20 protein-coding genes are annotated in these 21,748 nt (G+C 46.5%); 2 read left to right on the top strand and 18 right to left on the bottom strand.

From position 1 onward, the window contains the following. Window positions 1-85: 85 nt before the first annotated feature. The gene (locus MKY95_RS26085; protein WP_076319864.1) at window positions 86-1,489 is read right to left on the bottom strand and encodes a polysaccharide deacetylase family protein; all 1,404 of its coding nucleotides are present in this window, start codon (window positions 1,487-1,489) and stop codon (window positions 86-88) included. A 174-nt stretch (window positions 1,490-1,663) separates the two neighbouring features. Here MKY95_RS26085 and MKY95_RS26090 point away from each other — a divergent pair, with 174 nt between their 5' ends. Further along, window positions 1,664-2,860, top strand: a complete 1,197-nt coding sequence (locus MKY95_RS26090) for an AI-2E family transporter (RefSeq protein WP_076319863.1) — start codon at window positions 1,664-1,666, stop codon at window positions 2,858-2,860. On the opposite strand, the gene MKY95_RS26095 is transcribed toward MKY95_RS26090, so the two are convergent. From MKY95_RS26095 to MKY95_RS26165, 15 genes are all read right to left on the bottom strand, one after another. After that, on the bottom strand, window positions 2,839-4,536 hold the full coding sequence (locus MKY95_RS26095; RefSeq protein WP_339195134.1) for a penicillin-binding transpeptidase domain-containing protein: 1,698 nt from the start codon (window positions 4,534-4,536) through the stop codon (window positions 2,839-2,841). The two genes, MKY95_RS26090 and MKY95_RS26095, sit on opposite strands and share 22 nt — an antisense overlap. A 236-nt stretch (window positions 4,537-4,772) precedes the next feature. Further along, window positions 4,773-7,061, bottom strand: a complete 2,289-nt coding sequence (locus MKY95_RS26100; protein ID WP_339195137.1) for a methyl-accepting chemotaxis protein — start codon at window positions 7,059-7,061, stop codon at window positions 4,773-4,775. A gap of 234 nt (window positions 7,062-7,295) precedes the next feature. Then, a complete protein-coding gene (locus MKY95_RS26105) occupies window positions 7,296-8,624 on the bottom strand; it encodes a U32 family peptidase (RefSeq protein WP_047844064.1) in 1,329 nt (442 codons plus the stop codon). Window positions 8,625-8,641: 17 nt separating this feature from the next. Further along, window positions 8,642-9,571, bottom strand: a complete 930-nt coding sequence (locus MKY95_RS26110) for a peptidase U32 family protein (RefSeq protein ID WP_047844065.1) — start codon at window positions 9,569-9,571, stop codon at window positions 8,642-8,644. 14 nt (window positions 9,572-9,585) lie between these two features. Continuing rightward, entirely contained in the window at window positions 9,586-10,626 is a 1,041-nt protein-coding gene (gene mltG, locus MKY95_RS26115; RefSeq protein ID WP_339195142.1) for an endolytic transglycosylase MltG, read from the bottom strand. 76 nt (window positions 10,627-10,702) lie between these two features. Continuing rightward, the gene (locus MKY95_RS26120) at window positions 10,703-11,017 is read right to left on the bottom strand and encodes a DUF1292 domain-containing protein (RefSeq protein ID WP_047844066.1); all 315 of its coding nucleotides are present in this window, start codon (window positions 11,015-11,017) and stop codon (window positions 10,703-10,705) included. Then, window positions 11,018-11,317, bottom strand: a complete 300-nt coding sequence (locus MKY95_RS26125) for a DUF1292 domain-containing protein (protein ID WP_017686820.1) — start codon at window positions 11,315-11,317, stop codon at window positions 11,018-11,020. It abuts the gene before it with no gap. 12 nt (window positions 11,318-11,329) lie between these two features. Further along, window positions 11,330-11,746, bottom strand: coding sequence for a Holliday junction resolvase RuvX (ruvX, locus tag MKY95_RS26130; protein ID WP_036616953.1), 417 nt, complete (start codon window positions 11,744-11,746; stop codon window positions 11,330-11,332). 127 nt (window positions 11,747-11,873) lie between these two features. Continuing rightward, window positions 11,874-12,134: an IreB family regulatory phosphoprotein gene (locus tag MKY95_RS26135; RefSeq protein ID WP_036616950.1), complete on the bottom strand. Its 261-nt coding sequence runs from the start codon at window positions 12,132-12,134 to the stop codon at window positions 11,874-11,876. 241 nt (window positions 12,135-12,375) lie between these two features. Then, a complete protein-coding gene (alaS, locus tag MKY95_RS26140; protein WP_105601814.1) occupies window positions 12,376-15,006 on the bottom strand; it encodes an alanine--tRNA ligase in 2,631 nt (876 codons plus the stop codon). Between the two features lie 435 nt (window positions 15,007-15,441). Next, window positions 15,442-16,509, bottom strand: coding sequence for an AI-2E family transporter (locus tag MKY95_RS26145; RefSeq protein WP_339195147.1), 1,068 nt, complete (start codon window positions 16,507-16,509; stop codon window positions 15,442-15,444). A 296-nt stretch (window positions 16,510-16,805) separates the two neighbouring features. After that, window positions 16,806-17,015, bottom strand: coding sequence for a hypothetical protein (locus MKY95_RS26150; RefSeq protein WP_017686815.1), 210 nt, complete (start codon window positions 17,013-17,015; stop codon window positions 16,806-16,808). A 10-nt stretch (window positions 17,016-17,025) separates the two neighbouring features. Then, on the bottom strand, window positions 17,026-17,547 hold the full coding sequence (locus tag MKY95_RS26155; protein WP_017686814.1) for a PRC-barrel domain-containing protein: 522 nt from the start codon (window positions 17,545-17,547) through the stop codon (window positions 17,026-17,028). A gap of 164 nt (window positions 17,548-17,711) precedes the next feature. Then, a complete protein-coding gene (locus MKY95_RS26160; protein WP_036674524.1) occupies window positions 17,712-18,863 on the bottom strand; it encodes a cysteine desulfurase family protein in 1,152 nt (383 codons plus the stop codon). A gap of 120 nt (window positions 18,864-18,983) precedes the next feature. Continuing rightward, entirely contained in the window at window positions 18,984-19,403 is a 420-nt protein-coding gene (locus MKY95_RS26165; RefSeq protein ID WP_017686811.1) for an Rrf2 family transcriptional regulator, read from the bottom strand. Window positions 19,404-19,724: 321 nt separating this feature from the next. Here MKY95_RS26165 and mnmA point away from each other — a divergent pair, with 321 nt between their 5' ends. Then, complete coding sequence (gene mnmA, locus MKY95_RS26170; protein ID WP_036616942.1) at window positions 19,725-20,849, top strand: tRNA 2-thiouridine(34) synthase MnmA; 1,125 nt, start codon at window positions 19,725-19,727, stop codon at window positions 20,847-20,849. Window positions 20,850-20,980: 131 nt separating this feature from the next. On the opposite strand, the gene crcB is transcribed toward mnmA, so the two are convergent. Next, window positions 20,981-21,340 carry a fluoride efflux transporter CrcB gene (gene crcB / locus MKY95_RS26175; protein WP_036616940.1) on the bottom strand — a complete coding sequence of 120 codons (360 nt, stop codon included), beginning with the start codon at window positions 21,338-21,340 and terminating at the stop codon, window positions 20,981-20,983. After that, window positions 21,337-21,738, bottom strand: a complete 402-nt coding sequence (locus tag MKY95_RS26180) for a CrcB family protein (protein ID WP_036616937.1) — start codon at window positions 21,736-21,738, stop codon at window positions 21,337-21,339. The genes crcB and MKY95_RS26180 overlap by 4 nt, the downstream gene beginning before the upstream one ends. Window positions 21,739-21,748 lie beyond the last annotated feature (10 nt).

Raw genomic sequence — 21,748 nt, forward strand, 5'->3', positions numbered from 1 at the left:
TTCACTAATAAATAAAGGGTTGCTCTTCTGCCAAATCTGGCGAACGGCAACCCTTTTCTTTTGCTGGTAGGTGTGATCAGTCCGTTTAGTTCCGCTCTGGCAGTATCTCTTGTTCAATTAACAACGATTCATCTCTGGATTCTTCTACCGTTGCTGCCACCTGCATCGTATGTTGACCGTAACGTTCCAACAGTAGATCCAGCGGCATGGCAATCATCTTGGGTACCAGTTGTTCTGTACGCTGTTTCAAACGTTTGGTTCCTGCCGGGTGGATTACACTTAACAGCAGCTTCAAGTATACTTTGGATGCAGCACTGAACGGTCCAGGAGGCAAGTCTTGTATGGTAAATCCGAATTTTTCTGGGCCTCTGTTAATCATGCTCACACCGTATATAGCCTTGGCAGAGCGTAATTCAGGTTCGAGTGCCACCATGCGTGCCAGATCCGGCAATTGCTGTTCCATGGTCCGAATCATGCGAATAGCCAAGTGCATACTGGAACGTGACGTCACTCCAAGTTCAAACAACTTCTGATTGTCAAAATGTAGTTCTATTACCGGATCTCCATTTTGAATGACATGGCCATCATTCATCTCCACCCGTGCTCCGTGATATACACGTGATCTGAAGTGCAGCATGGGGTCCTCTGGCGAAGCCGTCCGTAGATGATATACCCAGTGGAACAACTTCTCCCAGCCCAGCCATAGGGCAACAACGATTCGTTTCCATAGCTTCAATGGTGTCTGTAATTGCGTTTTGTTCTGAGATTCGCTCACTATGATACCTCCCATCAACGTATCAACGCGTACGCTTTGCAGGCCTAACCGTTCAGCTTCCTGTAATACGACTTCCAGCGCCTGAAGCATCTGCTCCGGCGCGCGTGCATCAGCACCAAGGGTCGTTCCTCGATCATGCAGCAGCATGACCTCTCCGCCTCTCAGTTCCTTCAGCATCCGTTCGGTCAATCTCTGGGCACCTACTCGGCTTCTCCAGTCTTCAAACATGGAAGACCACAGTACAATCTTTCGTTCTTTCTTGCTGAAAAAATCAAAAAAATTCATAATCCCCCACGGTGGACGATAATAACAAGTCTTCACGCCGGTTACTTCATGAATAATCTGACCTGTTCGCTGAATCTGATCTCGAACGGTACGTGGCCGCATGAGCCAGTTCGTCTTGTGAATATAATTATGAATGCCAATAAGATGACCTTCCTCATGTATGCGCTGTATGAGTTCAGGATGACTCGCTGCATGTTCTCCAACGACAAAAAATGTGGCTTTTGCTTGATGCTGACGAAGCAGATCGAGCAGTCTTGGCGTATAATGTGGATCTGGCCCATCGTCAAACGTTAATGCAAATTGTGTATCACTTCTTCCCCGTCGAAATACACGAAAACCAAAAAGCCTGCTGATCAAACTTGGAATAAAGGCGTAAAAAGATGAAAGATACAATAACCACAGTAAAATACTATGAAGTATCGTTGTCATGTTGCGAGCTCCCCACTTCTGCTGCTGAATTACGGTGCACTATGGCACTATCTAAAATAAACCGCCTTTAATTTTATCATAGTTCAGACTTTTCTTGAATCCTGTTTTCCCAAAAAGATAGCTATCGTGTACAATAAATACAATCTAATTATTGCCATCAAAGGAGCCATGTCCATGCTACCGCTTTACAAAAAATACGGGCGAACTGTCTTTGACATCGCATTGCTCGTATTAACCGTGTATGTGATCATGTACGGTTTCAGTCAATTATACCATGTGGCTGCACCGGTCTTTCTATCATTCATTGTGTATTGGATGATTGAACCGCTGGCCAAATTTTTACATCGCAAAGGATTGCCCAAGACACTTGGAGCCGCCATCTCCGTCTTGTTGTTTCTTGCATTAATTGTCGCTGCCTTTTTTGGGGTAGGCTTGATTATCATTTCACAAATTTCCAATCTTCAAGATAATTTCCCCGTATACATTGAAATGATACAACGTGAATTCACCAATCTGGTGTTATTCATTCAGGACAAGTCAGACGCTCTCCCTGATGGAGTTATGGAAAAAGCGAATGATTACTTTGCAACACTGACCGGGTTCCTGTCCAAATGGGTAACTAGCGGAGCGCAATTCGTCGTAGGTTTCCTCAGTTCATTCTCTTCGTTTATTACGAACTTCGGAATTGCGATTATTCTGGCATTTTTCCTCAGTATCGAGATTGAATCCTGGCGCAAGTTCGCCCGTGCGAAAACGCCCAAAACATTAAAGTTAGCTATTGAATTCATGCGTAATCACGTGTTCAAGACAATCCGCTCGTATCTGAAAGCACAGATGATCATGATGCTCATTACGTTTGTATTGATTTATGCAGGGCTGTTGATTTTGGGAACCTCTAACGCCTTTACCATTGCAGCAGTCTGTGCGGTTTTTGATCTGGTACCCTTGCTTGGCGTTCCTGTTGTATTTATTCCATGGATCGTCTACTTATTCATTATTGGCAATAGTAGCCTGGCGATTGGCCTGATTGTGATTCTGGCAGTGACGATGCTGACAAGACAATTGCTGGAACCAAAAATATCGGGTAACTCGATTGGTGTATCTTCGGCGTACTTGATGCTTTCGTTTATGCTGATCTCCCTTTCGATCTTTGGCCTGGCTGGTGTAGTGTTATCTCCAGTGCTTCTGATCCTTCTGAAAGAACTGTTACAACAAGGCTACCTGCAAAAGTGGATTCACCTGCCAAAAGATGAATTTGAATCCTCTCCATTGGTCATGGACCCACCCGTTAATAAGGCCTCAGCGAATTCTGCCGAATCTACTGTACAACGTCCCGTTCCTGCGAAGGATCATGAGGACTCCGCCAAATAGTCCATCACCTTCCTGAAGAGAGCCGTCGCCTGATGTTGGCTGTCAGGAGAGACATTTTGAACAAGAACAGCTACAGCATATTGGGGTTGTTCTACCGGTCCATAACCAATGAACCATTGATTGTTGCGCTTCTCTCCATGTTTCTGTACCTGAGCTGTACCTGACTTCCCTGCAACATGCCACCGCGCACGCTGCAGGGATTTTCCTGTTCCCTCACGAACTACCTTATTCATCCAGGATAACAGTTTATGCGCTGTTGCGGGAGCAATCTGTCCTGATGCTGAAGGTGAATCATGCAAGGGCATTTCCAACATGGTGCCACCATCCGCATATCGGATGCGCTTAACGAGACGTGGGGCACTAACCTTTCCATCATGTAACAGTGTAACGATCAGATTGGCAGCTTGCAGCGGTGTGACCAAGACATCTCGCTGACCAATTGCTGTCTGTATTTTTGCACCTTCATCAGCAGAAGAAACAGCCTCTGTTCTCACACGCCCGTGATCCTCATGATCAAAGTGTCGTAACACAGGCATTCCTGCCATCTGCTTCCCTTCCCAGCCAATTGGACGCGCGAGTCCCAGACGATCAGCCGTGTTCTCCAGTTGTTCCATACTCAGCCTGCGCGCCGTTTCCGCAAATACGATGTTGCAAGACTCAGCGAATCCTTGCTCCAGATTCAGGTCTCCATGCCCATGCTCCTTCCAGCAAGACAACCCATATCTTCCGTACTCACCACCACAATGGAATTTTTCTCCGTTAGAAACCGCATGATACTCCAAAGCAGCAGCCGCAGTGACAATTTTGAAAATGGAACCCGGTACGGCTCCCTGTACTGCACGATTCCCCCAGGCCGATTCTTTAGGGTCCACATGTTGTGGCTGATAGAAAGGACGGGAGATCATGGCGCGAACATCTGCGTTAGCGGTATCTAACACAACAATGGCCCCTTCTTGTAATCCAGATTCTTGCGTCAACTCCTCCAACCCACGCTGTAACTCAGCATCCACAGTGGTTTCTACACGTAAAGGATAATGGCTATTGGTCGGTGCAATGACGTGCGGCTGAATATCAGGGATAATCTCTCCACCACCTGAGACCATGCGTGATACAAGCGTAGGGCCAATTCCCCTTAACAGCGGTTCAAGTGTCCTCTCCAGTCCAGCTGCTCCTGCTTTCATGGCAAATGGCTGTTTCACTTCATCCTGATGCCCAGTTAGAACTTTGGAGGACTCAGGCTGTTCAGCCAGATATCCCATCCACTGCATTCCTGTATGCTCATGAAGATACCTTGTCATCATCGGATAGATGCCAGCTCCTTGCAGGTGCAAACTACGTAGGCGCTCCACCTGGGCAACGGTCAAATGAACAGGCTGATGTGTACCTGCTGTCCAGAAATGAGGTATACTTTCCTGATTCCATTCCTTCTTCAATTGATCCGGATCGGTATGTAATATAGCTGCCAACTGTACCATCTCGGAGCCTTCTAATGCCCCTTGCTTGCGTAATTTCTCTAACGGACTTGCCTGTGGAAAAAGAACCAGTCCCCATTGCAGCTTACCGGTCAACGCCTCACCCTTGTAATCCGTAAATTGCCCCCGCCCCGGGTCAAGCATCACCCCGCGTTCACGCTGCAATACAGACATTTCACGTACCGTTCGGTGAAATCCAGGCATCGTCTGATTCACCTGAACGATCTGGACCCATCCCAATCGTAATATAAGCAATCCAAAGACAAGAGTTAGAAGAATACAAGTTATATAGATTCGCCGTTTCGCAAGGAGATGCATCCCAATCTCACCTTTTGTCGTTTTGACATATTATTGCTGATATGGCTTGGAATTATCCGGTAAACAAAAAGAAAACCTGTCCGATGTGCGGGACAGGTTCTCCTCATTTCAACCTTGACTTGTTACACCGTAAAGCGTGACAAGGTTTCTTTCAGTTCAGTAGACACATTCTCCAGTTTGCCAGACAGATTGACCAGCTGGTTACTGATATTTTGCTGTTCACTGCTCAAGGAAGCTACTTCTTGGGACGTTGCAGAAGATTCTTCAGCTACAGCGCTGACATTGCTCATGGCTTCAGACAACGTACCTTGAGATTTGTTCAAATCTCCAATAGAACCTGTCACCATACCCAGACGTTCCACAAATGCACCCATCTGTTCCTGCACGGAAGCAAAGATGACGTTGGTGTCTTTAACCGCATCCATCTGTTCCTTGAATAACGGATAGGCTGCAGACAAAGCATCCACGGTCTCATTCATTTCAGTCATGATTTTGTCTGTAATCTCTCCAACCATCTCAATGGATTGTCTGGATTGAGCCGCGAGCTGACGAACCTCATCAGCCACCACCATGAATCCGCGTCCGGCAGCACCGGCACGTGCTGCTTCAATGGTTGCATTCAGGGAAAGGATATTTGTCTGTTTCGTTATGTTTTGAAGCACTTCAAGCACTTTCAGAACAGAAGACGTACTCTCTTTCAGTGAATCAACCTTATTCACCAGTGCACCAATCATTTCTTCTGTCTTCTGCGTTTTGGTCATCAACTGATTCAGATGTTGTGTTCCTGTCTGACTGGACTTCTCTACATGACGAGCAGAATCACCCATCTGTTCATTAGCAGCGATTACACTCTGCATCTGACGAGAGATATTGTCAGTTAATTCATTGCCACGTTCCGCTTCGGTTGCCAAACTGCCTGCACCGCCTGCGATCTCTTCTGTAGCTACGGCAATCTCCGAAGCAGACACAGCCGTTTTCTTGGATGCACTGCTCAGCTCAGAGGCCGTATCCAATACTTCCTGCGCAGAACGATTGGTTTGTTCAACCAGCTTAGTGATCTGCTCCATCATCAGATTGAAGGCAGTCGAGAGCTGACCAATTTCATCCTGGGAGCTATATGGTGTACGAACTTTAAGATTACCTTTTGCACCTTCCTGCATCAGGTCTTTCAATTTGCCAAGTGGACGAGCGATCATACGCACCATCCAGATCCCGATCAATACTGCAATCCCCGCATCAATCAGCGCCATCCACAGGGTCAGAGTCAGAATGCCTTTTGCGTCCTGAACCAAAACAGAGGTAGGTATCATACCAACCAGTTTCCAACTGGATGTATCCATCGTACTGTATACAGCCAGCATTTCCGTAGATTTGCCATCTACCGTATACTCCGTATTTGTACTACCTGCTGGTTCGGTCAACTCTTTGACAAATGCAAGCTCTGTTTCTTGTCCTGTACGATCCGAGATGGAGGATGCAACCACTTTATTATCCGGAGCAATTAGTTGAAGAATAGCTCCTGGCCCAAGATCAAGCGATTTCAATTGTTCCTCCAAAACTTCCAGTTTCAGTTCAATAACCAGAACATACGACTGAGTCGTCCCCTGCAAGTTTTTCATGGAACGTGCAATTTTAAACGTTGGCGTTGAGCCATCTTCTTTGACCTCTGTTGGAAGCCAGCGATAACCGCCCGCCTCAATTAACTCACTGTACCAAGCTTCCTGGCGAATGCTGCCCATGGATGAACTATTGCTGCCGGTACCCATAATGGACTTTGTATCGTCCGTAGGTACCAAATAAATCGCTTCCATAGATTTATTTGTAAATGCAACATTGGACAGTTGCTTGTTGATGGAACTTGAGTTCACGAATGTATCATACGCAGTCAAATTCGTATCTGACATTTTTTGTAGCAAGGACTGCATTTCCGGATCAAAGAAAATCTGTGTGGATGTATCGACAAACCTCTCCAAAATGATGTCCATTTTTTGCTTGGTCTGATCAATGGTCTCCTGATTGGCACGCGAGGCATTTTTCTCTATCGTACCTTTGGCCTTCGAATAGGATAATAGACCTAAACTCACTACAAAAATCATAATTCCCGCAAAAAAGATCAAGAACAATTTAACCCCTACGGATTTAACCGGATTTGCCTTCTTAATCTGTTGGAAAGAAGACCCTCCAAGGTTTTTCCAATCCCGGTTTTTAAATTGTTTCTTCACCCAATCAGTCTTGATCCAGCCCAGCTTGAGCTTGCTGCGGTCAATCTTAAACAATCTTTTGCCATTACCTGTTGTTTTGCTTTTGACTACTTTTTCTTTCTTCACTTTCTGAACCTTCTCAGGATTAACCTGCTCGACTTTTGTCACTTGCTCCCCACTGTCTTCCTGCTTCTTTTGAACCAATCCCATTCACCTGCCAGTAATTTACTTGTTAGATTTTTCTTTCTCTCCCCTATAAATATGTAGTATTCGACAGCTTTCTTCGTTCCCCTTTCACTTCCCAGAAATATTTTACAACTTTATTCCTATTTTTCTATAAAAAAAAGACCCCCATCTGCCGATAAACGGAGGTCCCCATGTAAATTCCATAACACTATGTTGTTAAATCATAATACAATATTGACACATTATAGGTATTTGAGCCTACTTCTTTTTTCTCATCATATCGAAGTACGAAACCGGTTGATCTACCTTCATTTTAATCAGTTGCAACGGGTGACGAGCAGCATCTAGAACATTGCCTACTTCATCCTGTATTTCACCGACGACCTGTTTGAAAAAGTGACCTCCCGGACCGAAAAATTCGATTTCCTGTCCTGGTTTGAAGTGATTGCGCTGTTGAATGGTTGCCATTCCTGTTTCAGCATCATACCCCATGACCAATCCAGCAAAGTCAAAAGGTACGGCCTTTTCTTCCGGTTCATAGATATGATCTTCATGGTCTGGTGTATCATAGAAAAATCCGGTATTCAGCGGGCGATTTGCCGCTTTGTTCATTTCTTCAACCCATTCAGGTTTCAGAACATAATTTTCCGGGTCCGCCATATAGGCATCAATAGCTTGACGGTAGACGTTAACCACAGTTGCCACGTAGTGGATCGATTTCATACGTCCTTCGATCTTGAAACTGTCCACACCCACATCAATCAACTCGGGAATATGGCCAATCATGCACAGATCCTTAGATCCCATGGAGAATGAATTATCTTGTTCCTGGAAAAGGGGAAGCTGGTTCTCACCTAGTTTGAATGGCGCAGGGGCCTTCATCTGCATGTCCTCTTCGCTGACCCACACCGTATCTTCTCTCGCATCCTCAAACAGATCATACTTCCAGCGACAAGATTGGCAACAGCCGCCGCGGTTGGAGTCCCGATCCGTAAAGTGATTGGAGAGCACACAACGTCCGGAATACGAGGAGCACATCGCCCCGTGAATAAAGGCTTCAATTTCGATATCCACATTGGCCTTGATCTCTTCGATCTCTTCAAAGCTGGTCTCACGTCCGAGAACAACACGTGGAAGTCCTTCATCTTTCCAGAACTTCACGGCTTGCCAGTTGAGTGTGGATTGTTGAGTACTTAGATGTACCTCAAGGCCTGGCACAGCACGAAGCGCTACTTCAATAATAGCCGGATCGGCTACGATGATCGCAGAGATTCCCGCATTATAGAGGTTTTGCAGGTACGTTTCGATACCCTCAACATCCTCATTATGTGCATAGATGTTTGTCGCTACGAACACCTTGGCTCCATACTTTTTGGCAAACTCCACACCTTCACGCATCTCTTCAAAGCTGAAGTTATCCGCGTTGGAACGCAGTCCATAGGCCTGTCCACCGATATATACGGCATCTGCACCGTAATGGATCGCAAATTTCAGTTTTTCCAGATTACCCGCCGGAGCTAGCAGCTCCGGTTTGTCCAGACGGTTACGTTTCCCCGAGAACTTCCGCTGTACCGCCACTGTTTCCATTCTGTTCACCTCGTCTATTAATACACTTGTTCTTTATAGAAAAATCCAAACGACAATTCACGTTCAGGGTCCTGTAACTTCCGCACCTCAGCGAGCCACTCTTCAGAGAACGCATATGCATCAGCATCGGCTACATAACTGTCAATCGCTGTCCGATATGCACGTACAACAGCTTCATTGTAGGTGAGTGATTTTAACATACCTTCAATTTTGAAACTGTGCACACCCGCCTCCATCAACAGATGAAGATCTTCGAGGATACATATATCCTCTGAGCTCATAATGTGTGTACCGTTAATATCCTCGTAGATCGGGAATTTCTCATCCCGACGTTCAGCCTCGATCAGGAACAATCCCCGCTCTTTCCCCAGATGTCCCTCAACCGGCCGCCCTTGATGAGCCATGTAACTTTGTACCAGACTGCGCTTGGAATGATAAATATTCGTCATGCCATGCACCTGAACCTGAGCTTCCACCTTCAAAAAAGGAACCATTTCCGTCAACTCGTCCATATTCAACTCTCGGGCAAGTACAACTCGACTAGCTCCCTTGGTTCCCCAATAGTTAGCCGTCGCATAGTTCGTTGAAGTCATCTCCGCATTCCAGTGCAGCTTCACATGTGGAGCGTATTCCTTCATGGTAGCCAGCACGGATGGATCATTAAACTCCACACCATCAATACCGATTCTGCCAAGTGCTTGAACATATTCAGGCAATTCTTTCAACAGTTCGTTGGACATCAGATTAGTCATGGATACATACACACGCGCCTGATGTTTGGCTGCAATGGCAACCACCTCTGCTGTCTCTTCCACGCTAAAGTTGCCTGGAAGACGCATGCCGAATCGATCATCTCCAATGACCAGAGCATCTGCTCCAGCCTGGAGCAGCACTTCTGCCTCTTTCACATTCGCTGCTGTAACGAGCAGTTCATGTTTCTTACTCATATAATCCCCTCCGCTTATTGCGCAGCCTTACTTTTGGCTATATTTTGCTGGTGTTCCTTATACGTTTTGGCAAATAGATGTCCAGACGAGCCATCCTTTTTTGTCACATAGAACAGATACTCCGAAGCTTCCGGATTTAGCGCTGCCTCAATGGACGGAAGACTTGGACTGGCAATTGGACCGGGTGGCAAGCCTTTGTTCAGATACGTATTATAGGGACTTTTCACCTTTAGATCCTTGAAAAACAATCGTTCCTTCGGTCTGTCGAGCAGATATTGCACGGTAGCATCAATCTCCAGCTTCATATCCTGATTGATCCGATTGTAGATTACACCTGCAACCAGAGCACGCTCCTCGTCCACTACAACTTCTTTCTCCACGAGTGACGCAATCGTCAGCAGTTCATGCAGGGAAAGGTTCTTTTCCTGGAGCTTGGCTTCCAAATCAGGAATGGAATTAATCTTGGTCTGGAATTCTTCCAGCATCCGTTGCATCACATCATGCGTGGAACTTCCCTTTTTCAGCTCATACGTCTCCGGGAATAGATACCCTTCCAATACGTAGCGAAGTTCTTCATCCACTGGAATATCTTTGATGATATCTACATCAAAGGCCGAAGGATCATTGGCCAGCTTGATGAATTCATCTCGATCTACAACATGCTCATAAGAAAGCTTACCCGCCATTTGCAGAACGTTATAACCCTCCGGAATCGTAAATTTCACCATTTCCTCCGGTACAACTTCACCACTACTCAGCTTGCTAACAATCTCATCATATGTCACGCCAGGATTCATTGAATATGTACCCGCCATGAAATTAGAACCTAGTTTTTTCCACTTTAAATACCCTTTAAAGGTTAACCCACTTCGAATGAGGCCTTCTTCTTGAAGCTGATCCGCGATTTTCGAAGTTCCCGATCCGCTCTTAATCTCGAATATGACCGGTTCTGTAGAAGCTTCCACAGGACGCATCATACTCCATACGTAACCGCCTGCGCCTCCGGCAAGAACTACAATGATAAGCAGTATGACTACAATTGCTTTCCCTTTCAAAAAAGAAACAACTCCTTTACACAACCAAAAAGAGCGGACTTCTCCGCCCTCCCGGTTTCTTCAATTTGAAGCTGATTTAATCTTCGTCAATGGGGAGTGTACACTCATCATACAGTTCCGAGATGTTCTCCCACTCATCATCATCGTCGATCGTAACTAACTCTGGCATGATCTGGTCTTCACTTCCAGGTGATACCCGCAGAAGTTCAACCTCGTCATAAGGTCGCAACGAACTGCGGAGCACCGCGTACTGCTGACCGTTCACTTCGAACTCAGCCAACAAGTCATACGGTTGTGATTTACCGTTCTCTTCCTCGAGCTCAACATGAGCACCGAATGCCAGACGCAGTGAATCTGTCCATTTCAGGTCTTTGCGGCTATATTCCGTCATTTAGTTCGCTTCCTCTTCATCTTCAGCAAGAAATGTATTAAACGTCTCCTCGACGATATCCCATTCAGCATCATCTTGGATGACGAAAAGTTTAATATCGTCGCCCTCTTCTTCATAACGGAATGCATATACATCCGTTTCGCCATCTTCAGGTTCAACCGGAGCAACCATCATGTACTTGGCCTCCGAACCATCTACTTCAAACTTCATGATGACTTCAAATTCCTCTTCATTACCCTCGTCATCCGCAATGTAAATAATTTCCGCTTCTTCTTCCATACCCAGTTGATCTTCAGCCATTGTTGATCCCCCTCACCTTCTACTATTGGCATCCAAATAATTTTGCAAAATCAAGCTTGCGGCCATTTTGTCCACAACCTGCTTGCGTTTTTTCCGACTGACATCCGCTTCAATCAGCGTACGTTCTGCTGCCATGGTTGTCAGCCGTTCATCCCAAAGGTGAACAGGTAAATTCAGTTCATCCCGCAGGCGATCGGCAAAAGCAATGCATATCTCACCGCGCGGTCCTACGGTGCCGTTCATGTTTTTGGGAAGTCCGACTACGATCTCACTAATCTCATGCTCACGCACAAGTTCGGCAATCCGAGCGAACTCGCCTTCATCACGGCGGCGTTCTAGCACTTCCAATCCCTGGGCAGTCCAACCGAAGGCGTCACTCGCGGCAACTCCGATTCTTCGGTCCCCATAGTCCAAACCTAATATTTTCATCCATGCTCTCCCATCCTGTGCCTGCTCAGGTCGATTACGAATAATCGCCTTCTCAAGCTTCAGGCTGTCTTCTGTCGGTTCATTTCCCGCTGTCTGCAAGGCTGCAACACAGCGGAAGCGGCGTACATTACCGGTGATTGGCCAGATAGGAACGTACAAGCTCTTCAATCAGCTCATCGCGCTCCTTTTTACGGACCAGACTACGTGCGTTGTTGTGACGAGGAATGTATGCCGGGTCTCCGGAAATCAGATACCCAACAATCTGGTTGATTGGATTATACTCCTTATCGACCAATGCATCATATACCGTGAGAAGAATCTCTTTGGATGATGCTTCCTGTTCGTCACCTTTCACATTAAATTTAACCGTCTTATCCATGGAGTCCATTGATGACACCTCGCTCCTGCATGAACATGGGGACCATGTCCTGCCGAATTGATTTCTGTTTATATAATAACATATTCTGACTGCCACAAGTAAACAAAGGATAAGGCAATTGTGTTTTTTGCTTGTCCTTTACTGGCTTCAGCATATTGCATCATTCGATTCCACACGCTCTCGGGTACAAAAAATAAACGAACAGAACCATTTCGATTTATTTTTGACGATTGAAAGCCACTCAATGGATTTATGCATTATGCCCGCTAACCAGCGAAACTGCCAGTTTCAGCGCTTCATCCAGCTTGGTCGCATCCTTACCTCCGGCTTGCGCCATATCTGGACGTCCACCGCCACCGCCGCCGCAAACTGCTGCGACTTCTTTGACTATTTTGCCTGCGTGTAATCCTTGTTTCACTTGTTCAGCAGGTACTGCTACAACAAAATTCACTTTGCCGTCCGCTGGAGCACCCAATACGAGTACCGCGTTAGGCAATTTTACTTTCAACTCATCTGCCACTGTACGCAGCGCATCCATGTTCGGAGCATCTACGCGTGCTGCCAGCAATTGTGTATTTCCTGCTTGTACCACTTGATCCGTCAATTGACCAGCTTCCATGGCACTCAGCTTGCTTTGCAGGGATTCAGTCTCTCTGGCTGCTTCTTTCAGTTGTTGGTTCAGACCTTCAATCCGTTTAGGTACATCAGCCACATTTGCTTTGAGCAGTGCTGCTGATTGTTTAAGCAGTTCCAACTGGCTTTCCACATACAGATATGCGCCGCGGCCAGTTACAGCTTCGATCCGGCGTACGCCGGAGCCAATTCCGCTCTCGCTCACCAGTTTGAAGATTCCGATCTCTGAAGTATTATTTACGTGACAGCCGCCACAAAGTTCCAAACTGTAGTCTCCGACTTGAACAACACGTACAATATCTCCATATTTTTCGCCAAACAGGGCCATCGCACCCATTTCTTTGGCTTCATCAATAGCTTTCAGCTCGATGTTCACGTTCAGACGATTCCAGATCTGTTCGTTCACCTGACGCTCAATTTCTGTCAACTCTTCCGGCGTAATGCTGCCGAAGTGAGAGAAGTCAAACCGCAGACGCTGTGGCTCTACGAGCGACCCTGCCTGGTTTACGTGTGTGCCGAGCACATCTTTGAGTGCCTTGTGCAGCAAGTGGGTGGCCGTATGGTTTTTGATAATGTCGCCACGTTTCGCTGAGTCTACTTCGGCGTTGATCACATCACCTACACGCAGTTCACCAGACTCCACAGTCACCAGATGTACATGTTGTCCAAGTGGAGCTTTGAACAAACCTTGTACTTTCGCTGTTACACCAGCACCTCGCAGCAAGCCCTGATCACTCACTTGACCGCCACTTTCCGCGTAGAACGGAGTCTTGTCCAGAACAACCTGACACGTCTGTCCTTCGCCTACAGATTCAACAAGGGCGTCACCAGCTACGATGGCTACCACTTTTGCTTCCGTCAACAGGTCAGTATAACCAACAAACTCGCTTTTAACCTCCAGGTCAGCAAGTGGTCCGCCTTGGACTTTCATGCTCTCGTTCTCTTGACGTCCAGCACGCCCAAGCTCACGTTGTTTCTGCATGGAAGCATCAAAACCTTCACGGTCCACAGTCAGACCATGCTCTGCTGCATAATCTTCTGTCAGGTCAAACGGGAAACCGTACGTATCATACAGTTTGAAAGCTTCAGGTCCGCTAATAACGGTGCGTCCTTCGGATTTGGCTGTGCCGCTGATATCAGCCAGAATAGCCAGACCATCTGTGAGTGTTTCGTGGAAACGCTCTTCCTCGGTTTTGATTACTTTGGCGATGAACTCCTGTTTGTCTACTACCTCAGGGTAGTACATGCCCATCACTTCACCAACGGTTGTAGTCAGTTCATACAGGAATGGACGGTCGAGTCCAAGCACTTTTCCATAACGAACTGCACGGCGAAGCAAGCGACGGATGACATATCCACGTCCTTCATTACTTGGCAGAACGCCATCACCTACTGCAAAAGCAACCGTACGGATATGATCGGCAATGACTTTCAATGCAACATCAATCTCTACGCTGTCGTTATATTTCACACCCGCAAGAGCGGCTGTTCTTTGAATCATCGGTTGGAACAGGTCTGTGTCGAAGTTGGAATCCACATTTTGCAGAATGGAAGCAAAACGCTCCAAACCTGCACCTGTATCAATGTTTTTGTTAGGAAGCGGTGTGTAGCTACCGTCCTTGTTATGGTTGAACTGGGAGAATACCAGATTCCATACTTCCAGGTAACGTTCGTTTTCCCCACCTGGATACATTTCAGGATCGCTCATGTCGTTTCCGTAAGCTTCGCCGCGGTCATAGAAGATCTCGGTACAAGGTCCACATGGGCCTTCGCCGATATCCCAGAAGTTTTCATCCAATTTAATGATACGCTCAGCAGGCAGTCCTACTTTTTCGTTCCACAGTTTGAAAGCTTCTTCATCTTCCGGATATACCGTTACGGAAAGACGTTCCGGATCGAATCCGATCCACTCTTTGCTGGTCAAGAATTCCCAAGCCCATGTTACGGTCTCCTCCTTGAAGTAATCTCCAATAGAGAAGTTGCCAAGCATTTCGAAGAACGTATGGTGACGACGCGTTTTACCAACATTCTCAATATCATTGGTACGGATACATTTTTGGGAGTTCGCTAGACGCGGGTTCTCCGGCTTCTCACGTCCGTCAAAATATGGTTTGAGCGGTGCCATACCTGCATTGATCCACAAAAGAGAAGGATCGTTGTGAGGTACGAGCGATGCGCTTGGCTCGATTTTGTGACCTTTACTTGCAAAAAACTCTATCCATTTGGACCGGATTTCACTGGCTTTCATACTGGATGCCCCCATTAAATTATAATAGTCCGTTGCGTATTCGCTCCGGTTGGTCAACATTGTTTTTGTAAAAATAAACACAAAAAACGCCCCTGAATAATCAGGGACGATGTTATCGCGGTACCACCCTGGTTATTGCTGTTTATCCCTTGCTGCCCGGACAAACAAACAATCTCCTCGTTCATGCGAAATAACGGTCGCTCCCGGCAGGGTTGTCCTGCACTCCGAAATTAGCTTTCCGCCGCTTCATCTTTCAAGACTCTTCCAGCCATCAGTTCAGGCTCACCCTGATCCGATGAAGTCTATTCTCTGAGGAAAGGAACCCTCGGCGTACTTTATTTCATCATCGATTTCATGTTCTCAACATACACACTCATTATATCGGTAGCACAAGCGGGTGTCAACGCGGCCTCGTTGATGTTTTAACCCTGCTATTTAGTCGGTCCTTCGTTTGATGTAATAGGCGAAAAAGTGTTGCACAATCACCTTCAGCACGGCAAAAACAGGTACTGCCAAAATTAAACCTACAATGCCTGCCAATTCACCCCCGACGAGCAGTGCAAATATAATCGACAGTGGATGCAGATGCAACGTACGTCCCACCACCTGAGGAGAAATAACGTTACTCTCCAACACCTGGCACAGTGTGTTCACAATGGCAACAAGTAGTACCATTTTAAACGATACGGTTGATGCCATGACCACAGCAGGAGCAGCTCCAAGGAACGGCCCCAAGTAGGGCACAATGTTAAACACAGCTACAATGCTTGCAAGTAGCAGGGCATACGGCATATCAATGATGATATAACCAATGTAGGCAAAGATACCAACAATGACACAGACAATAAACTGTCCCCGAATGTAGTTCCCCAGTGCAGTATCGATCTCTTTCATCACCGAGACAATCGCTTTACGACGTGAACGCGGAAGATACGCCACAATGGTGCGCTCAAACACCTCAAAGTCTTTTAACATATAAAAGATCAGAAATGGCACGATAAACACATTGAATAACACATTAATGGTCGCCCCGATATTGTCCATGAGCACGGTAATCCCCTGAGTTAGTCGATCCTCCATCTGAAAAAACCAGCTGTTCATGCCTGTTCGCACACTTGGCGGCATTAATTTGTGATCCATATTGTTCATCAGGCTCTGGGCACGCATGGACAGTTCCGGCATATGCTCGTTGAGTTCTCCCAGCTGTTCAATCAATACCGGAATGACATTCATCAGAATGACACCGAGGCAGGTCAGGAAAAAGGCATATATGAGTAGTACCGCAATCGTACGCGGCACCTTGCGCCCTCCCAGCATGCTGACAATCGGATTAAGTACATAGGATATGATAAGGGATACGATAAAGGGTGCCAGCACTGTTTTCAGGAACGCATATATGTGAAGCAGTAAAGGCCGCAGCAGCCAAATAAAATATAAAATGATCAATCCGAGCAGCAGCCAGATCGCGTAACGGAACAGCTTGTTTTTGGTTAATTGCTCCACTTGCATCTCTCCTTTTGGACTGGCTCTGAGAGTCAGTATATGTAGGAAAGGTAATATTTATTAACACAGCGCAAAAGTGGAAAGGAGTAATCCGAACATTTTTTTCTTAAAAACCAAAAAACGCCTCCTTCATTAGAGAAGAAAGCGCATTTTGCAGTACGGGTTAGCATATAATCAACCATACACCAGCCCAACCATTATGTAACCGCATCTATATACATCTGCCAACAATTAACGACAGCCTCCCATGACAGACATTGTCATGAAACCGCATATAGAGGAAGTTATTCTGCTTATTAAGAAGAAGCGTGAAGATGAGGGAAGTCTTGTGGCAGCTCGTCCCCGAAAAACAGATCATCCAGGGAACTCAGCGTACCATCTTCTTCCACCTGATATACAGACATTTTCTCACCGTTCACCGTTAATTCGATAAAGCATCCCCAGCAATAAAACTGGTGGGAACCAATTTTCCCGATATCTTTGGAACTACAGTTTGGACATTTCATATTCATTCACCTATCCATTAACAGAATGAATGGCATTTTCCAAGCGTTGTTCACTCAGAGACGGCACCATAATGGCACTTTCCCCGATGGACATATCGCTTGTACATGGCAGCCATTTGCGGCCCTCGATCAGATCGGACACAAAACCGTCCGTAATTTCAATCCCTATTATTGTATTTCCCAACTCTTGGTCAAAATAAACATCGGAGACACGCCCAAGCAGCAAACCTTCTTCGGTGAGCACGGACATCTCCTTCAATTTAGACCGACCGAGGAGGTACGTGTATTTTATGTCGTCGGCTCCCGTCTTGCGGACAGCCTGTTGATTACGGATCATGACGGCATCTTCGCCGTAGGCAACGATATCTTGCCACTGCACGATTTTGACATGATTGGTAAACAGACCTTTGTTCTCAAGCTCAATGCCTTCGATCTCCCAATCATCATTCACAATGAAATCCTGGATTTTACCGACCTGCTTCCCGTCCTCAACATCAAAAACGGCAAGTCCGATCATTTCCTGAAGCTTCATCGCTGGGTCCCCCTCATCTTCTTATCATTAAATAGGCGCGGCGCTATTGCTAGGTATGCCCAAAGTTGATGAGTGGCAATCAGACGCCGTTCATCAAAACCGCTTCTATCCAACCGATGAAATGGAACTTCTTCCCTCCTTCTGTTCCATGTGTAAAGTTCCCCTTAGGGTCTATTACGCAGTCGTCCAAGAATGGTTCCAATTTTTTCGGCGGTTATCATGATTTCTTCCGTAGTATTACCCAATCCCCAGCTAAATCGAATCGCAGAGTGTAAAAATGTTTCAGGCAATTTCATCGCTTTGAGCACATGAGAGACTTCAAGTGAACCGGAAGTGCAGGCAGAACCGCTTGCAACAGCAATTCCTTCCATATCCAGATTCATTAACATCGTCTCTGTGGACACTTCCGGAAAGCTGATATTCAGGATGTTTGGCAGCGTATGCTCCAGGTGTCCATTCACGTGAAAGTGCTCCGTACCCACATGAATTTCAAGCTGTTCCAACAAAAGTTTACGCAATTCCAAATCATGCTGACGATGCACCTCCGTCTGTGCTGATGCAATCTTGAGAGCCTCTGCAAATCCGGTAATACCTGCGATATTTTCCGTACCAGCCCGACGCTGACGCTCTTGCAACCCACCGTGAGCTCTTGCTTCCAGCACAATTCCTCGCCGTACATAGAGTGCACCCACGCCCTGAGGTCCGTTGATTTTATGCGCAGAGAAGCTGATCAGATCCACAGGCAGTTCCTTACAGGAAATATTCTGGCTGCCCAGAGCCTGAACCGCATCGGTATGGAAAAGGATATTATGCTGACGGGCAAGCTCACCTACCTCGCGAATCGGCTGAATGGTGCCCACTTCATTGTTGGCATACATCATGGTAATCAGCACCGTATCCGGCCGAATGGCCTCTTGCAACTCATCCAGATTTATTCGTCCATGACGATCCACAGATAGATAGGTTACTTCATAACCTTGCCGCTCCAATTCCTGACACGTATGCAAGACAGCGTGGTGCTCAATTGCGGTCGTAATGACGTGTTTCCCCTTATCCTGCCTGGATGAGACTGCTCCAAAGATTGCCAGATTGTCGCTCTCCGTGCCACCTCCGGTGAATACCAATTCGTCCGGGAAACAGCCCAAAGACGCCGCAATGACATCCCTTGCTCCGCTGACAGTCCGTTTGGCCTCACGCCCAAAGGCATGGATACTTGATGCATTGCCAAATTGTCCTGTCATGACGTTCATCATCGCTTCTGCGACTTGTGGATGCATAGGTGTCGATGCGGCGTGATCCAAATAAATTCGTTTCATTTATCTTCACCCCGTTATATGTTAAAATATCTTATTTTTTTATTTTTCTGTTAAGGCATGGATAAAGCCCCCAAATGGGGGCTCAAGTATGTTACCATGTCATGCTCATCGCAGTCATTGTTAAATGTAAAACATGTAGCTATCTTTTTTGTCCTGATCCTGGAAGGTAATCAAGTCTTTCAGTGTTGTGGAATCCAACACTTCCGCAATGCCGTCACGAATACGCAACCACAGATCACGTTTCGCCGGATCATCTTCCTCCGTGAAATCTACTGGAGAGATTGGCCCTTCCAGTACACGGATTACATCGCCTGCAGTCACAGTTGCAGGATCACCCGCAAGGATATAACCGCCGTAAGCACCTCTAATGCTTTTCACCAGTCCTGCATTACGCAGTGGAGCAATCAGTTGCTCCAAGTAATGCTCCGAGAGCTGGTTGCGCTCAGCAATGCTTTTAAGTGATGTAGGGCCTTCGCCTATTCTGGCAGCAAGCTCCATCATGATTGTGAGGCCGTAACGGCCTTTTGTCGATATTTTCAAAGGAGTCACCTCTTTCAATTTTCAGAAACGATTGGAAACTTTATATTTAATCCTATGGTCCATGACCGTCTATTTCACGATCTGTCCACAGCGGAGATGCATTGAGATTAGCATAAACCTTCTAATCCTCCGTATTCCGATCATAACCCTCAGCTAATGTTAACATATCTGCATGCTTTATGGAAAAGAAAGATTGACGATATTCCAAAATGTGCGTCTGTGGTGGACACTATCCAAAATTGGCCGGGTGTATCGTATCTTGAGTCCGGTTATGCTAGAATAAGAAACGAAACACATTTATATATAGAAATGGTGATAACGATGTCCAAAACAATTGAAAATACACGGGTCGTCGTTGGCATGTCCGGAGGTGTCGATTCTTCCGTTACCGCACTGCTGCTGAAAGAGCAAGGGTACGATGTCATCGGCATTTTCATGAAAAACTGGGATGACACCGACGAGTTCGGCCACTGTACCGCTGAAGAAGATTCAGAGGATGTACGCCGCGTATGTGAACAGATCGGCATTCCTTACTACACTGTCAACTTCGAGAAAGAATATTTTGATAAAGTATTTACCTATTTCCTTGATGAATATAAGTCGGGCCGCACGCCAAATCCGGATGTCATGTGTAATCGTGAGATCAAATTTGGTGAATTCCTGAACAAAGCTCTGGATCTCGGCGCAGATTATGTAGCTACAGGACACTATGCTCGCCTGATTGAAGAAGATGGCACACTCAAGTTGCTTCGTGGTGTGGACAACAATAAGGATCAGACCTATTTCCTTAACGCGCTCAATCAGAACCAGCTGTCCAAAGCCATGTTCCCGATTGGTCATCTGCCCAAACCCGAAGTACGCAAAATCGCAGAAGCGGCTGGTTTGTATACTGCCAAGAAAAAAGACAGCACAGGTGTCTGCTTCATCGGTGAGCGTAATTTCAAAGAGTTCCTGAGTAACTATCTGCCTGCCAAAGGCGGAGACATGGTTGATATCGCAACCGGTGAAGTCAAAGGTCGTCATGACGGTCTGATGTACTACACACTTGGACAGCGCCAAGGTCTTGGCATTGGCGGTTCCGGCAATGGTGAACCTTGGTTCGTTGCAGACAAGAATCTGGAGAAGAATCAACTGCTTGTTGTTCAGGGCGATGCCCATGCAAGCCTGTACTCCACAGGTCTAACCGCAACGGGTGTGAACTGGATTGCTGGTGCAGAGCACATGCCTAATGTGCCATACCGTTGTACTGCCAAATTCCGCTATCGTCAGCCGGATCAAGGTGTAACATTGACCTGGCAAGAAGATGGAAGTGTCGATGTCCAATTTGACCAGCAGCAAAAAGCCATTACACCAGGACAAGCCGTTGTTTTCTACGACGGAGAGGTCTGCCTGGGTGGGGGTACGATCGATCAGGTGCAAAAAGTACCTGTACCCGCAATGCAATAATAGAGCTTGTCCATTAAAATGCGGATTATACACAATACCGTGTATCCCTATTAAAAAAGCCGTCTTTCATGTATACCATGAAGGATGGCTTTTTTCCTGCTTATTTTTGCAAAAAAATTAAAAATAGTTCGTTATGCAGTCAACCAGACTCCTGCCCAGGCGGCCAACACCCCAACTACAACCGAACTGATGACGTAGAGCGCCGCGCTTGCATATCGTTGTCGACCCATAAGTCCTAAGGTTTCATAACCAAAGGTAGAGAACGTCGTGTACGCACCGCAAAATCCGGTTCCCCAAATCACCCAGATTCCATCTGAGATCATTGCAGATTCATGCCATCCATATAACAACCCAAGCAACAATGAACCACTGATGTTGATGATCCATGTTCCCCATGGAAAAGCCGTTCCCAGCAAGCCAGAGACCCATTTTCCCAGACTGTAACGCAGTACCGCACCCAGCACACCTGCAAAACCAATCCACAGGATCATGAGGCATCACCCTCTTGTTTTTGTGCTCCCAACATACGATGTCCAAGGCTCATTCCCAGCGCACAGAGCAACAATCCTGCCAACAGACTCACGATCATATAAATAGCGGCACTGATCCATTCGCCCCCTTCGGATAAACGAACAATATCAAGCGTAAACGTGGAGAATGTCGTAAATGCGCCAGTAAAACCTGTACCAATCGCCAGTCGAAGTTGTGGTGTTATTTTGCCTGGAACAGCTATGGTAAAGAACCAACCCAAAAAAAGGCTGCCCATCGCATTGATTAACAGCACTGCCCATGGGAACCCCCCATGGACAGTTGGTATCCCTAACTGTATGGCATATCGGGTCAATGTACCGAGAGATCCACCCGCCCCTATATACAAAAGCTCTTTCATGTTGTGTGCA

Origin of the sequence: Paenibacillus sp. FSL P4-0176 (assembly GCF_037975265.1) — a bacterium.
GTDB classification, from domain to species: domain Bacteria; phylum Bacillota; class Bacilli; order Paenibacillales; family Paenibacillaceae; genus Paenibacillus; species Paenibacillus amylolyticus.

Excerpts from the sequence above, each read along its gene's own strand:
- alaS (WP_105601814.1), bottom strand. The coding sequence starts at position 15,006 with ATGAAAGCCAGTGAAATCCGGTCCAAATGGATAGAGTTTTTTGCAAGT.
- MKY95_RS26110 (WP_047844065.1), bottom strand. The coding sequence starts at position 9,571 with ATGAGTAAGAAACATGAACTGCTCGTTACAGCAGCGAATGTGAAAGAG.
- crcB (WP_036616940.1), bottom strand. The coding sequence starts at position 21,340 with ATGATCCTGTGGATTGGTTTTGCAGGTGTGCTGGGTGCGGTACTGCGT.
- MKY95_RS26095 (WP_339195134.1), bottom strand. The coding sequence starts at position 4,536 with ATGCCTGGATTTCACCGAACGGTACGTGAAATGTCTGTATTGCAGCGT.
- MKY95_RS26150 (WP_017686815.1), bottom strand. The coding sequence starts at position 17,015 with ATGAAATGTCCAAACTGTAGTTCCAAAGATATCGGGAAAATTGGTTCC.
- MKY95_RS26180 (WP_036616937.1), bottom strand. The coding sequence starts at position 21,738 with ATGAAAGAGCTTTTGTATATAGGGGCGGGTGGATCTCTCGGTACATTG.
- MKY95_RS26100 (WP_339195137.1), bottom strand. The coding sequence starts at position 7,061 with ATGGGATTGGTTCAAAAGAAGCAGGAAGACAGTGGGGAGCAAGTGACA.
- mnmA (WP_036616942.1), top strand. The coding sequence starts at position 19,725 with ATGTCCAAAACAATTGAAAATACACGGGTCGTCGTTGGCATGTCCGGA.
- ruvX (WP_036616953.1), bottom strand. The coding sequence starts at position 11,746 with ATGAAAATATTAGGTTTGGACTATGGGGACCGAAGAATCGGAGTTGCC.
- MKY95_RS26085 (WP_076319864.1), bottom strand. The coding sequence starts at position 1,489 with ATGACAACGATACTTCATAGTATTTTACTGTGGTTATTGTATCTTTCA.
- MKY95_RS26125 (WP_017686820.1), bottom strand. The coding sequence starts at position 11,317 with ATGGCTGAAGATCAACTGGGTATGGAAGAAGAAGCGGAAATTATTTAC.
- MKY95_RS26105 (WP_047844064.1), bottom strand. The coding sequence starts at position 8,624 with ATGGAAACAGTGGCGGTACAGCGGAAGTTCTCGGGGAAACGTAACCGT.
- MKY95_RS26120 (WP_047844066.1), bottom strand. The coding sequence starts at position 11,017 with ATGACGGAATATAGCCGCAAAGACCTGAAATGGACAGATTCACTGCGT.
- MKY95_RS26135 (WP_036616950.1), bottom strand. The coding sequence starts at position 12,134 with ATGGACTCCATGGATAAGACGGTTAAATTTAATGTGAAAGGTGACGAA.
- MKY95_RS26090 (WP_076319863.1), top strand. The coding sequence starts at position 1,664 with ATGCTACCGCTTTACAAAAAATACGGGCGAACTGTCTTTGACATCGCA.
- MKY95_RS26155 (WP_017686814.1), bottom strand. The coding sequence starts at position 17,547 with ATGAAGCTTCAGGAAATGATCGGACTTGCCGTTTTTGATGTTGAGGAC.
- MKY95_RS26160 (WP_036674524.1), bottom strand. The coding sequence starts at position 18,863 with ATGAAACGAATTTATTTGGATCACGCCGCATCGACACCTATGCATCCA.